Origin of the sequence: Microcoleus sp. POL10_C6 (assembly GCF_036701585.1) — a bacterium.
In the GTDB taxonomy this organism is placed as follows: Bacteria; Cyanobacteriota; Cyanobacteriia; order Cyanobacteriales; family Microcoleaceae; genus Microcoleus.
Genome location: NZ_JAUBRB010000067.1, coordinates 17,674 through 30,745, shown reverse-complemented (window position 1 = coordinate 30,745; position 13,072 = coordinate 17,674). Strand labels below are relative to the sequence as shown.

The window sequence follows — 13,072 nt, the reverse complement described above, 5'->3', positions numbered from 1 at the left end:
GGAAATCTGTTCGTTGTCATCTTACAATTTTATTCTTGAAGCCCTATTCTATGCAGCTTCATATTAAATTGGTATAAGCCGTAATTTGTCATGGGTACATCGAGGCCATTTCCTTCTCTGACTACGATGATAAAACCTGTTTTGTTGTTGATATCTCGGACTATTTTGTCAATAAAATTGGCTTGTATTTTTTGTTCATTTATAGGTTTTGGTTGATTAAAATTTGGTTTCGATATACAGAGAAGTACGCCTCCATCTTGATAGCGGGCGGCGTAGAACCAATAGTTTTGACCGTTAGTTGTAAATTCGTTTCTGCTAAAGATAGTGAATCTTTCAAGTTGCGGTAATTGCTGATTGCGCTGGCAATTTTTATCGATGTAGATTTGGTTGGCTGATGGCTGTTGCTGGGCAAAAAGTGCTGGTACGGTAGTGGTTACAATTGCTGAGATGACGCTGAGAGTGAGGGTGAAGGGCGATCGGGTTTTCATAAATACTTGTTTCTATTTATTGTTGTCAGGTGCTGTACGGTATACTTCCTATTTTATCTCTGTTTTAAATACTGTTCTAGTTCCCCAGTGCGCTGTTTAGTCATGCGATCCAAACATTCATTTAGGAAACCTCCATAACCAGTACCGCCACGACTTTTATAAACTTCAAATTCACAGGTTTTATCTCTTAACTGAATCCACCCTAATTGTGCTTCGGAAAGTAGCGATCGCTCTTCGCCACTCAATTGGGAAATCAGTTGTTTGTAAACCTCGTTCAGTCGTTGATCCGAGGCTTCATACCTCAACCGAATACAAGTTCTGACTTGTGCATCTCCTTGGGGGCGATCGCAATTAATTTGTTGAGCAATGGGAAAACTCGGAGATTGTGCAGAAACTGATGTGATACCGAAAATTGCCAAAAGCGCGCTCGACCAAAAGAGCGATCGACCTTTCCTCAACTCTATTTTCATTCCCCCTCAACCCACCTCTCTGATAAATTCTTTGTTATTTGTTGATATTAGCACTTCTCAAATGCCGCGCCAACTAAAGATAAAGCCACAATCGGTGCTGTCACCGCTCTTAAAATTCTACTACCCAAAGAAACAGCTTCAAAGCCCAATTCGATCGCTCTTTTAACCTCACCCTCAGTCCATCCACCCTCCGGGCCAATAGCTATGACAATCGATAATTCTCCCCCATCTTGCTCCCCCCTTATTAAGGGCGATTGGGGGGGAGCGAAACCCGTCGCTCCATCTTGCTCCCCCCTTAACAAGGGGGGCTGGGGGGGTTCTAAACCCTTCAAACAATCCCACAAATGCCGATTGTCTCCGCGAGCAACACAAATATATCGATATTTTTGACCGCAATCTTTCATAGCAACATCAAACGAAACAGGCTCTAAAATCGTCGGCACAATTTGACGTTCCGACTGTTCCGCCGCCTCCGCAGCAATCCTTCTCCACCGATCGACTTTTTGATCACTGGGTTTGAGCAAAGTTCGATCGCTAGTCATCGGCACAATACTTGCCACACCCAACTCCGTCGCTTGTCTCACAACCTCGTCAAAGCCGTTTCCTTTGGGCAATGCCGCCATCAAAGTAACTTCCACGGGTAGCTCCCTGTTCACAGCAATCTCCTCTGCTATGGAGGCAAATAACCCGGTTTCCCGTACTTCTAGGACTGCTAACCACCAATGTCCCCGTCCGTCCATCGCAATAAATCGATCGCCTGCTTGCAAACGTAGCACTCGATTTAAATAATGCTGCTGTTCTCTGGTTAAGTCGATTTGGCGATCGCAAATTTGAGCGGCAGTAATGGCTAATCTTTGTAATTGAGGCATTGAATTTGGGATTGTTCGTTTTCTATTAGAGATTTTTTTTATTTAACCGCAGAGAACGCAGAGAGCGCAGAGGAAGAGAGGAAGAAAAGAGATAGACAGCCGGGGTTTCAACCGATCAAAAACAATAAAGGCAGAGCATCTACAACCGGAATTATCTTACAAATTCGAGTTTTTTTCTGCAAATGCTCTGCCTTTATATTACTTTTGCCAGAAGTCTATTGAATACAATCGAAAATCACAAATTGAAAATCGAAAATCGGCTTATCCTTCCTCCTTAATCTTCTTTAAATAAGTGGAAATCGCTTCTGTAGCTAGCTGCGTGATTGGCTTGCCCTGACGGGCTGCTTCTTCCTTGAGCTCGTTGTAGATTTCATCGCGGACGCTAATTCGACGGCGGACTTTGCCACCGCCAGCAGTGGCAGTCTCGTTTTCATCGCCGTTACTAGACGTAACTTCTAATTCATTAATCTCAGTTGTCATCGAGTCAGCAGATTGGTAGTTGGTTACAAATTGACGGATAGATTCTAACCCGACGCGATCGCAAAAATTGCCAAAACTCTCGCTCAGTTGCCGTTTTTGCTTGAAATAAACAAAAATCGGCTCCAGAAAAGCTTCAAAATCCTTGACGTGCAGCTTTTCCTCAATTGGTTTTGCCAGCCGCGTTTGGTCGGGAGAACCGCCCAGCCAAATCTGGTAGGATTCCGGCGAACTCCCGACAAACCCCAATTCTGCCATATAAGGGCGGGCGCATCCATTTGGGCAACCAGTCATCCGCACCACCAAATGCTCGTCTTGCAAGCCAACTTTGGTCAAAAGTGCCCGAATCCGCTCTAAAATGCTCGGCATCACGCGCTCAGACTCGGTAATCGCCAGCCCGCAAGTCGGCATTGCCGGACACGCCATCCCATAGCGCACCAATGGGTCGATCGCAGTTTCTCGCTGAATGCCGCATCGATCGAGTATTCCCTGAATTTCTGCTTTAATATCCGGCGAAATATCGTAAATCAGCACGTTTTGGTGTGGCGTCGCCAGTATCGGCAAGTTGTACTTCTGCACAATTTCCCGCAAAGCTGTTTTTAGCTGAAATGAACCTTCATCCTTGATCCGGCCATTATCCACGGAAATGCCGACAAACAGTTTACCGTCTCCTTGTTCGTGCCAGCCCAAGAAATCAAAATACTTCCATTCAGGCAGCGGTTTAAAGGCTTCTAGCGGCTTGCCAAAATATTCGGCTACTTTTTCGCGGAACCACTGTACGCCTTTGTCGTTAATCAGGTACTTTAGTCGCGCGTGCCGTCTGTCTGTGCGATCGCCAAAATCTCTTTGCGTTGCTACAATTGCCTTGACCAAATCGTAAACATCATCCTTGGCAACATAGCAAATCTCATCAGCAACCCGCGCAAAAGTCTCTTCTTTGTTGTGAGTACGGCCCAAACCGCCGCCAGCAAACACATCAAAACCTTGCAAGTCGCCAGCTTTATTGGTAATTACTACCAAGCTCAAATCCTGAGAGTACAAGTCAATTGAATTGTCTCCCGGCACGGTAACGGAGCACTTGAACTTGCGCGGCATATAATGGCTGCCGTAAATCGGTTCTTCTTTGTCGTCGCTAAAGATTGTGCCGTTGGCGTTTTTCTGTCTCGCGGCCTTGACTGCGGGGTCTTCCTCAGCCGAAACAGCTTTTTCGCCATCCAACCAAAGTTCATAATAAGCACCGGTTTGCGGTGTCAGCAAATCGGCGACATTGTTAGCGTATTGCAGCGCATACTGGTATTCTGGGCGATTTTTGTACGGTGCTGGAGGTGCCATGATGTTGCGGTTCAAGTCGCCGCAAGCTCCCAAGGTTGACCCCATATTTTTAATAATTGAGGAAAACACTGCTTTAAGATTTTTTTTCAACACGCCGTGAAGTTGGAAACCTTGGCGCGTTGTGACGCGGAGCGTGTGGTTGCCGTATTCTTCAGATAGCTTGTCTAAAGCTAGGTATAATTGCGGCGGAGTGAACCCGCCGGGATTGCGGGTGCGGAGCATGAACTGATAGTCTTTTTCTTGTCCTTTAACTCGATTGTCGCGGTTGTCTTGCTGGTACGAGCCGTGAAATTTGAGAATCTGAAGCCCCTCTTCGGTGAAGTGGGTAGTTTCTTGTAACAGTTCAGTCGCAACGGGTTCTCGTAAATAGTTGCTGCGTTCTTTGAGACCTTCTGATTTAGAGGGCTTGCGCGCAACTGGGGTTGAAGTGGAAGATGTGATCATGGGAATGTATAGTGCCAGTTATAATTAGATACAGCCGATCGAATATTTCTTGAAATTTTGACACTTGACAAATTTGCACTTGACAAATCTCCTCAGAAATGCTGTGTCGGATATGTTGACAACTCGGTTAACAAGTCAGTTAACAAGTAAGTTAATAACGGTAATCCGGTAGGAATTCTGATGTTGTTCAATTGTAACACGATCGAGCTGGGGCTGGAAAATTGTAATTAAGAGTTTATACTTTCGATCGCTTAACTGCACGAAATTTTACAAATAATTAACCTCAACCTTTGAAACTATGTCACTGTATGACGAAGACACCTTTGTGGTGTTAGAAACAAACCAGCCAGAGCAGTTTTTGACTGCGGCGGAACTGTTAGAAAAGCTGAAAGCCGTGTTAACCGAGGAACACGAAGATTTGCCGCAGGACTTGCATAAAATATCTGGCGTGGAAGCTCAAGCCAAGTATTTAATTGATACTTATTGTGAATTAGATGTCGGGCAGGGAAAATATTTGCAGTGGTATGCAGTGCGCTTGGAAAAGTAATTTTAGGGATGGGGAATTGGTAATACAGTTAGCCGTTAGCAGTTAACATTCAACAATTCTCCAATCTAAAATCCAAAATCTAAAATCGGTTAATCTTCTAACTGTTGAACCGAGGATACTTCTACTGCGGTAACATCGATCGTACCGGGCGGTGTCAAGCGACTAAAATGACCTTCCTCTATTTTCAGAGGTTCGCCGCAGTTGGCACACTGAAACTGAGTTTGATTTAAAGCTGTAAATTCGTATTGACAAACTGGACAATTGTCCTCAATTAAATTGCGTTTCAGCCACCACTGAAGCACGAAAAATGCGACCACAGGCGTCAGCAACAAAAAAGCTACTACAATCAACAGTGATTTAACTATCCAACCCAAACCAATAGACACCAACAAACACGCGATGCCCAGCAGTATCAGCCAATTACTAATACGGGGTAGCTTGAAAGATATTTTGGGGCTGCCTTGGTTCACGGTGGTCTCCTTGGGTGTCTTTGCAGGTAGGCATAACTCTATCCTACTCAGAAATTCAGGCGGTCGATCGAGTTAATTTTCCCATTGTACACCCAGAAACCGCTCTCTACGGCATAAGCTTATCTGAGTCAGAGGATTAAAAAATTCCTTCTAAGGATTGACAAAGGGATTCAAAACTAAATCTTGCCAGGGTTTGTTCCCTCAACCAGTCGCGATCACACCTTTTATCCTCCCCTCGCAGCATTTCCACACAAGCAACCGCAACTGCTGCCGAATCTCGGTGGGGAACTCGCCATCCCAGTTTACCATCTTGCAGCGGATCGGCTGACCCGTCCGCGTCTCCCGCCAGCACGGGTACTCCGCAAGCCAGCGCTTCCAAATAAACTATACCGAAGCCTTCCTGGGAGGGCATTACATAAGCATCGGCTAACTGGTAATGTGCTGCTAAATTTTCTGTCGGTACAAAACCCGCAAATATTACTCTTTCGGTAACTCCCAAATCATCAGCGAGTTTGACTAATCTAGATCGATCGTCTCCTCTGCCAATAACTAAGTATTTCACATTCGGAAAAGTTTCGGCTATTTGCGGCAACGCTTGAATGGTGACATCGACGCCTTTGTAAATATCTGTCGATCGCAATCTGGCTACAGTCATCAATATTTTAGCACCCACCAAATTGTACTGCTCTAATAAATCCTGTGGCTTCGGCCCAGTCCTAAATATATTTTCATCTACCGTACAAGGTACTATTTGGAACTTTTTAGGATTTAATTGGTTAATTTCGCAAGTACGCGCGGCGAAGCTATCCCGTAGGGAATCGCGCGTGTACCTGCTAATAGTCCATATACTCTCAGCTTGTCTCATTGCTGTTTGATACAGCAGATTCCAGGCAAATAAAGTACACCTTAATCCCAAGCACTTACCAAACTGGTTGACAAACCCTTGCAACCGTACTCCATAAACCTGGAAATTGCTGTATTTGGGCCCAAGCGGTTCCCACACTTCCTTGCCGTAAGTTAAAATAGTGTAGGGAATTCCCAAGGGTTGGCACAGAATTTGAATTAGCGGTGCGAGTTTGATGTGACCGCAAAAAACCCGTTCCGGTCGTTTTTGCAGCAAGCGAGTTAGTAATACTGTAGCAAACTTAAGACGACCCAACCCGGGATTCTCGGTTTTGAGGTAATAAAATTTCAGATTTTTTGACTCGTAAGGATTGTTGCAGTCTTCGGAATCTCGCAACAGCAAAACTTCAGCTTGTGGCGGCGAGTTTGTCCCTGCGCTTATGGACAGGTAAGCTTTGAGAATGTCTTTAACGTAGGATTGAATGCCGCCTTCGCTGGCAAATATTTCTAGGAAACAGAATAGGTGATTGGCCGATCGCATCTCAGATTTACCCATTGACAGCGCAGACAATTATTGCATTATAGTGATTGTGTCCAAAAGGGCGATCGGCATTATCTAGAGCTTCTAAACCCTGTCCTGATGACTGTAATTGCAGGTTTTACAGGCACATATATGACTCGCCTACTCTCACCGTTAGTTTTGAGCGGCGCTCTGCTTTCTAACTAGGGCTTTTTAACGGGCTGCATGGGTGAGCGCGAAGCTTTGCTTTCAGTTTACTATGAGCTACCCTTGTTAACTGTAAACTTAATGATTTTTTACAATATCCTACCCCAAGCAAAATTTAAGATTTATTGAGTTGGCGCGGCGCGTCCGACCAGACCGAGGATTAGCATATCGGTGCCGATTGAGGCGATCGCATCTTTAGTTTTTGGTAAAAGTATGGTCTATCCAAAGATAGATAGCGAGGCTGTTTTTAACTGTTATCATCAGCAAACATAGAGAGTTAAATTCAATATGACTCGACCAGGTTTTAAAAGCAATTTCTGAAATATTTTGTTGAAAATATTCTCCTAAAATTTTCTCATAAGGGAAAAATTTTAATGCTCATAAAGCATTTAAAAAATTCAAGCATCGTTGATTTCTGGAGCAGGGAGGAGCGATACTGGATATTCGTATCTTTTCTGTTTCCCAAAGCAGTCTAACGAGCCGAGCCAGAAAGTTTTACGAGCCGAAAAAAAACAAGGTATCGTACAATAATGTACGAAGAAAAGCAGAACCCCTAAAACATTAAGTATTCGAGCTTAAACCTGACCAAAGCTAATGTTAGGTTGGCAATGTCATATTTACGAGTGACTCTCTCAAAACGAGAATTCATTGGAGTTTGAGGTGAAACGAGTAACGATCGCACTCAGTCTTTTTAGTCTACTCAGCAGCGCTCTGGCAAGTTGCACCGCCACTTCCCAGAACGCTCAAAACAGCATACAACCCAGCAACTCCGAACTTTCATCAGTTGCTGTAGCAGTCCGTGACCTCGGCAATCCATTCTTCGTACAAGTTGGCAAGGGCGCTGAGGCCGCAGCCAAGAAAATCGGCGGTGCAAACGTGAGGACAACTCTCGTTTCCAGCGGCGACGATTTAAATCAGCAATTTAATCAAATCGAAAACTTTATTGCCTCTAATGTCAGCATGATTGTACTCAATGCTGCTGACACCAAAGGCATTGCCCCGGCTGTCGAAAAAGCCAAGCAGGCCGGAATTCCGATAATTGCAGTTGATACCGCCGCCGAGGGAGGCGTTGATGCGACAGTTACTTCAAATAACGTGCAAGCTGGCGAAGTAAGCTGTCAATATATAGCCGATCGCTTGAAAGGCAAAGGCAGCGTTGTGATTATCAACGGGCCTCCCGTCGCTTCAGTCGTCGAGCGAGTTCAGGGTTGCCAAAGTGTCTTCTCCAAATATCCCAACCTCAAGGTTCTTTCCAAAGATCAGAACGCTGAAGGCAGCCGCGATGGCGGGTTAAGAGTGATGAGCGATTTGCTTACTTCCTTCCCGAAAATTGATGCTGTTTTTGCAATTAATGACCCCTGTGCCATTGGTGCAGAATTAGCAGCAAAACAAGCACAAAGAAGCGAGTTCTTTATTGTGGGAGTCGATGGTGCACCTGAAGCTTTAGATGCGCTCAAACAGAACAACAGTCTCTTTGTGGCTACAGCAGCTCAAGATCCATTTCGCATGGCAGCCAAGGCCGTTGAAGTCGGTAACGACATTCTCAAAGGAAAAAAGCCAGCCAATCCAAACATTCTGATTCCAGTCGCGCTGATTACTCGCGAAAACGTCAATCAACATAAAGGCTGGACCAGCGAGTGACCTTCTTCGTGTCAAGTTAAGACTAAAACCCTTGAGGAATCCCGTTTTTCCCCGAGTCTAGATCCCCCTAAATCCCCCTTAAGAAGGGGGACTTTGAGAAGAATCTTCTCCCCCACTTCTTAAGGGGGCCTAGGGGGGATCTAAGTTTAATAGTCAAGCAGATTTCCTTACGGTATTTACAATGGTAAATAGCACTCAAGATTCAATTAACACTAAGCCCGTACTCGAAATGCAAGGTATTAAAAAAACCTTTAACGGTTTTATAGCCTTGCACGATGTAAATATCACCGTTTACCCAGGTGAAGTCCACGCCCTCATGGGGGAAAATGGTGCGGGCAAAAGTACGCTGATGAAAATTCTGGCGGGAGCCTACATAGCCGATGCAGGCGAAATCAGAATAGACGGCAAAGCTGTTAAGATGACAGACCCCGCTCAAGCCAGAGATTTAGGGATAGCGATTATTTATCAAGAACTCAATCTTGCCCCCAATCTGACAGTTGCTGAAAACATTTTTATGGGCAGCGAGCTGAAGAAAGGAGGTACATTTCTAGACCAAGATGAAATGCGGCGCAAGGCATCTGAGGTCTTGAAAAACCTCGATGCAAATTTTGAGGCGGGAGACCTGGTTTCTACACTTTCAATTGCGGAACAGCAGCAAGTCGAAATAGCTAGGGCGCTCAAACACAACAGCCGAATTTTAGTGATGGACGAGCCGACGGCCGCGCTTTCAGACCGCGAAACAGATAAGCTTTTTGAAGTGGTTCGCCGCTTGCGGAATGAGGGCATTGCTATTATTTATATCAGCCACAGAATGGCAGAAATTTATGCCCTTGCCGATCGCGTGAGCGTCATCCGAGATGGCGGATATATTGGCTCTCTTGAAAAGCACGAAATTTCTGCTAATCGTCTGGTGGAAATGATGGTGGGTCGTTCTTTACAGGATTTGTACGAACACAAGCATCAAATAACACCGGGTGCAGTTGTTCTTGAGGTAACAAATTTAAGCGACGGCCACAAAGTAAAGCCTGCCACTTTTCAACTTCATGCGGGCGAAATTCTGGGTTTAGCTGGTTTAGTTGGCGCCGGCAGAACAGAACTTGCCCGCCTGATTTTTGGTGCGGATCGAAAGACAAGCGGTGAAATAAAACTGGAAGGTCGTCATCTCAATGTCTCGACACCCGATGAAGCAATGGCCGCCGGAATTGCTTACGTGCCAGAAGATCGCAAGGCTCTCGGACTATTTTTGGAGGCAAGTTCGGGTGAGAATATCACCATGAATGTCCTCGATAGAGAAGCAAAAGCTGGCATTATTAACTCAAATTTTTTGTTGAAAGTTGTCAATGATGCTATTAATAATTTGCAGATTCGCCTTGCAAGCCCCAGCATCAGGGCAATGGATCTTTCTGGGGGAAATCAGCAGAAGTTGCTGCTAGCGCGTTGGTTGGCTATCAACCCAAAGGTACTTTTGCTAGATGAACCGACGCGGGGTGTGGATATTGGCGCCAAAAGCGAAATTTATCGAATTATTAGCGATTTGGCAGCCAAAGGTGTAGCTATTTTGATGATTTCCAGCGAACTGCCGGAAATTGTGGGAATGAGCGATCGCGTCTTAGTGATGCGCGCAGGAAGCCTTGTCGGTGAAGTAGGCGGCTCGACTGGGGAAAAGATTACGCAAGAAAACATTATGGCTTATGCCACTGGTGCAAAAGAGGTAGTAAAATCATGAGTCAAACGCAAACAAAAACCAGCAGAAGTTCAGGGAGCGATCGCCAAAAAGCCAGTAAATCTCAAGCTTGGAGAAATTTTATCCAAGTGGCCGGTATCCTACCGATTTTGGTTGGCATCTGTATAATTTTTTCCCTGGTAACGCCCAACTTTCTTTCAGTTGGAAATTTGATCAATGTCATCCGGCAAGCATCGATCAATATTGTCCTAGCTACCGGCATGACTTTTGTGATTTTGACGGGCGGAATAGACCTTTCAGTCGGGTCAATTTTGGGCGTGACGGCAGTTGTCGGGGTGCTGGTTTCCTTAGTTCCAGGTCTGGGTTGGTTTGCCGTACCGGCTGCGTTAATAGCCGGAGTCTTTTTGGGATTGCTTAACGGCTCCCTAGTTGCCTATTTAGGTTTGCCTCCGTTCATCGTAACCCTCGGTTCTTACACAGCTTTGCGGGGAGTTGCTTATTTAGTAGCTAACGGCACTACAGTTATCAATAGAAATCTGAATTTTGCTTGGGTAGGTAACAATTATGTCGGCCCAATTCCCTGGTTGGTTATTATCGCTTTCCTCGCAGTTTTAGCGAGTTGGTTTGTCTTGCGACGGACTGTTCTAGGGAGGCATATTTATGCCGTGGGAGGCAACATTCGGGCAGCACGATTGACAGGTATTAAGGTGAGTCGCGTGCTGTTATTTGTCTATGGCGTGAGTGGGTTGCTTTCTGGTTTAGGTGGAATTATGAGCGCGTCGCGCCTCTACAGTGCGACGGGGATGTTGGGGCAAGGCTACGAATTAGATGCGATCGCTGCTGTAATTTTGGGAGGAACGAGTTTCACAGGTGGAATTGGTACTATTTGGGGTACTTTGCTGGGGGCTTTAATTATTGCCCTGCTCAACAATGGACTAACTCTCATGAACGTGTCTTTCTTCTGGCAGTTAGTTGTCAAAGGTCTGGTGATAATTATCGCAGTAACGATTGACAAAGTTCGCACCGGTTCAAGCGCAGCGTAAAGGTATTGCTAATTCGGTGTATCGGTTCCTTATTCGGAGCTTTTTCCTATGCACATCCAGCATTTTTATCACCTGATTACTGCTTTTATCCTGGGTTCACCTGCTGTATTTCTACTAACATCATCCCCAAGTTTTGCTGCACCAATTGATAGATTAGTTGCTCCTGAACCGTTAAATACCTTGGCAGAAGACCCCTTCGCGCAGGTTAATTCTGTCTCTCAACTCTCGGATGTAAAACCAACTGACTGGGCGTTTCAGGCGCTGCAATCTCTAGTTGAACGCTACGGCTGCATTGTCGGTTATCCCGACGGTACCTACAAAGGAAACCGGGCGATGACGCGGTACGAATTTGCCGCAGGATTGAATAGCTGTCTCGATCGAGTCAGCGAACTAATTGCCACAGGAACAACCAACCAGATTACTAGAGAAGATTTAGCGATCGTCCAAAAGCTGCAAGCAGAATTTGCCACTGAATTATCGGTGTTGCGCGGTCGAGTCGATAGTCTCGATGCACGCACAGCCGAACTAGAAGCGAATCAGTTCTCGACTACTACGAAGCTGAATGCGGAAATTATCGTGGTGGTAACAGATACCTCTGGTAACAGTGTTGGGGATTCGCGCGATCGCACCAACACTATTGTTGCCAACCGGGGGCGATTAAATTTTGAAACCAGCTTCACCGGTCGCGATATGCTGAGAACCCGTTTGGAATTCGGCAACTTGGGCAGGATTGCCGACTATACGGGTACAAATATGACGGCCTTGAACTTTGATGGCAATGTCGATAACACAATCACCGTCCCTCACGTATTGTATGTCACCCCGCTGACCTCTAATCTGGCGCTGACCGTCGGCCCGACAGGTGTCGGGTATCCCGATATTACGGATTTACTGACTCCTCCCACGATCGCCAGCGATAGTGAGGGAATTCCCTCGAAGTTCGGACAATACAATCCCCTCTACCGCCGGGGAGGTGGCGGTGCTGGTGTCAACTGGACGATCGTCAAAAACCTCACCCTGACTGTGGGCTATGTCGCAGGCAATCCCAATCTCTCGCAGCAAAGTAACGGTTTATTCAACGGTTCGTACAACGCTCTGGTTCAGCTTGCCTACCGGGGCGATCGCGGAGCCATTGGCGTAGCCTATTCTCGTACCTTTGCCCCAAGCGGTAAAGCCGACCTTACAGGCGGTACGGGCAGTTTTCTGGCTGCGCGACCGTTTGGGGACAATATTGCTACATCCAGCGATTCTGTAGGCGTACAAGGATTTTACCGCCTTGCTCCCCGGTTGCAAGTTCACGGTTGGGGCGTTTATACTCGCGCCAATGCAGAAAATTCTGGTGTTAGCAGCGTTTCTGATGGTAGAGGTGGCGTGGTTTTGCTAAATGTTGACGGTGGCGATCGCGCTGATGTTGTGTATGCAGCGATCGGGATAAGTTTCCCAGATGTGGGAGGTGAAGGCAACCTACCGGGGATTTTGGTGGGTTTGCCAGGTCGCGTGACGAGCAGTAATGTGCGCCACGAGCGAGATACTTCCTATCACATTGAAGCTTTCTATCGCTTTCAGGTCAACGACAACATTTCCATCACCCCTGGTGTTTGGGCCGTTGTTAATCCTGAGAATGACAGCCGCAACGACACTCAGTGGGTTTGGTTGCTTCGCACAGGCTTTAACTTTTAACACGAAACATATTTTAGTAATCTAGTCTTGGACACAAAAACCCAGTTTCTTGACGTAATTGCCTCATTTGAGACGATAATCGCGAGAAACCGGGTTTTTTAGACTGATAGTGCATTCAAGGCTTCAATTCCATGCCACACAACAAAAAACCCCTACCATCGCTGGCTGGGGTAGAAAATTATCAGGGTGCATCTACTAATATTTGCAACTATAACATACATTTGTGGGGTGTCACCCTCCAGGGGTGACACCCAACGAAGATTTTGAGTCAGAATAAATTATGATTCAATATGCCAATGATTAACAAAGCTGCTATATCATCTCGTTCTGTCCCAGCCGCTCTAAAATTTAAGATTT

The 13,072-nt window shown here is 45.9% G+C and carries 11 protein-coding genes; 5 read left to right on the top strand and 6 right to left on the bottom strand.

Going from position 1 to position 13,072, the window contains the following annotated elements:
- Window positions 1-29 precede the first annotated feature (29 nt).
- From QUA34_RS26080 to sir, 4 genes are all read right to left on the bottom strand, one after another.
- Window positions 30-488: a hypothetical protein gene (locus tag QUA34_RS26080; RefSeq protein WP_333389988.1), complete on the bottom strand. Its 459-nt coding sequence runs from the start codon at window positions 486-488 to the stop codon at window positions 30-32.
- A gap of 53 nt (window positions 489-541) precedes the next feature.
- Window positions 542-958, bottom strand: coding sequence for a lysozyme inhibitor LprI family protein (locus QUA34_RS26075; protein WP_333389986.1), 417 nt, complete (start codon window positions 956-958; stop codon window positions 542-544).
- Between the two features lie 47 nt (window positions 959-1,005).
- On the bottom strand, window positions 1,006-1,827 hold the full coding sequence (locus tag QUA34_RS26070) for a 16S rRNA (uracil(1498)-N(3))-methyltransferase (RefSeq protein WP_333328551.1): 822 nt from the start codon (window positions 1,825-1,827) through the stop codon (window positions 1,006-1,008).
- 261 nt (window positions 1,828-2,088) lie between these two features.
- Entirely contained in the window at window positions 2,089-4,080 is a 1,992-nt protein-coding gene (gene sir / locus QUA34_RS26065) for a sulfite reductase, ferredoxin dependent (protein ID WP_333389984.1), read from the bottom strand.
- A 298-nt stretch (window positions 4,081-4,378) separates the two neighbouring features.
- On the opposite strand from sir, the gene QUA34_RS26060 reads away from it, so the two are divergent.
- Window positions 4,379-4,627, top strand: coding sequence for a chlororespiratory reduction protein 7 (locus QUA34_RS26060; RefSeq protein WP_333082948.1), 249 nt, complete (start codon window positions 4,379-4,381; stop codon window positions 4,625-4,627).
- A gap of 89 nt (window positions 4,628-4,716) precedes the next feature.
- On the opposite strand, the gene QUA34_RS26055 is transcribed toward QUA34_RS26060, so the two are convergent.
- Both QUA34_RS26055 and QUA34_RS26050 read right to left on the bottom strand, forming a co-directional pair.
- The gene (locus QUA34_RS26055) at window positions 4,717-5,097 is read right to left on the bottom strand and encodes a hypothetical protein (RefSeq protein ID WP_333328545.1); all 381 of its coding nucleotides are present in this window, start codon (window positions 5,095-5,097) and stop codon (window positions 4,717-4,719) included.
- Window positions 5,098-5,233: 136 nt separating this feature from the next.
- Window positions 5,234-6,496, bottom strand: a complete 1,263-nt coding sequence (locus QUA34_RS26050) for a glycosyltransferase (protein WP_333389982.1) — start codon at window positions 6,494-6,496, stop codon at window positions 5,234-5,236.
- 831 nt (window positions 6,497-7,327) lie between these two features.
- On the opposite strand from QUA34_RS26050, the gene QUA34_RS26045 reads away from it, so the two are divergent.
- The 4 genes from QUA34_RS26045 to QUA34_RS26030 all read left to right on the top strand — a co-directional run bounded on the left by QUA34_RS26045 (window position 7,328) and on the right by QUA34_RS26030 (window position 12,715).
- Window positions 7,328-8,308 (top strand): ABC transporter substrate-binding protein, encoded by a 981-nt coding sequence (locus QUA34_RS26045; protein ID WP_333389980.1) that lies wholly within the window; start codon window positions 7,328-7,330, stop codon window positions 8,306-8,308.
- Window positions 8,309-8,489: 181 nt separating this feature from the next.
- Window positions 8,490-10,034 (top strand): sugar ABC transporter ATP-binding protein, encoded by a 1,545-nt coding sequence (locus QUA34_RS26040; RefSeq protein ID WP_333328535.1) that lies wholly within the window; start codon window positions 8,490-8,492, stop codon window positions 10,032-10,034.
- Window positions 10,031-11,035, top strand: a complete 1,005-nt coding sequence (locus QUA34_RS26035) for an ABC transporter permease subunit (RefSeq protein WP_333210503.1) — start codon at window positions 10,031-10,033, stop codon at window positions 11,033-11,035. The genes QUA34_RS26040 and QUA34_RS26035 overlap by 4 nt, the downstream gene beginning before the upstream one ends.
- 48 nt (window positions 11,036-11,083) lie before the next feature.
- Window positions 11,084-12,715 (top strand): iron uptake porin, encoded by a 1,632-nt coding sequence (locus tag QUA34_RS26030; protein WP_333389978.1) that lies wholly within the window; start codon window positions 11,084-11,086, stop codon window positions 12,713-12,715.
- Window positions 12,716-13,072: the final 357 nt, after the last annotated feature.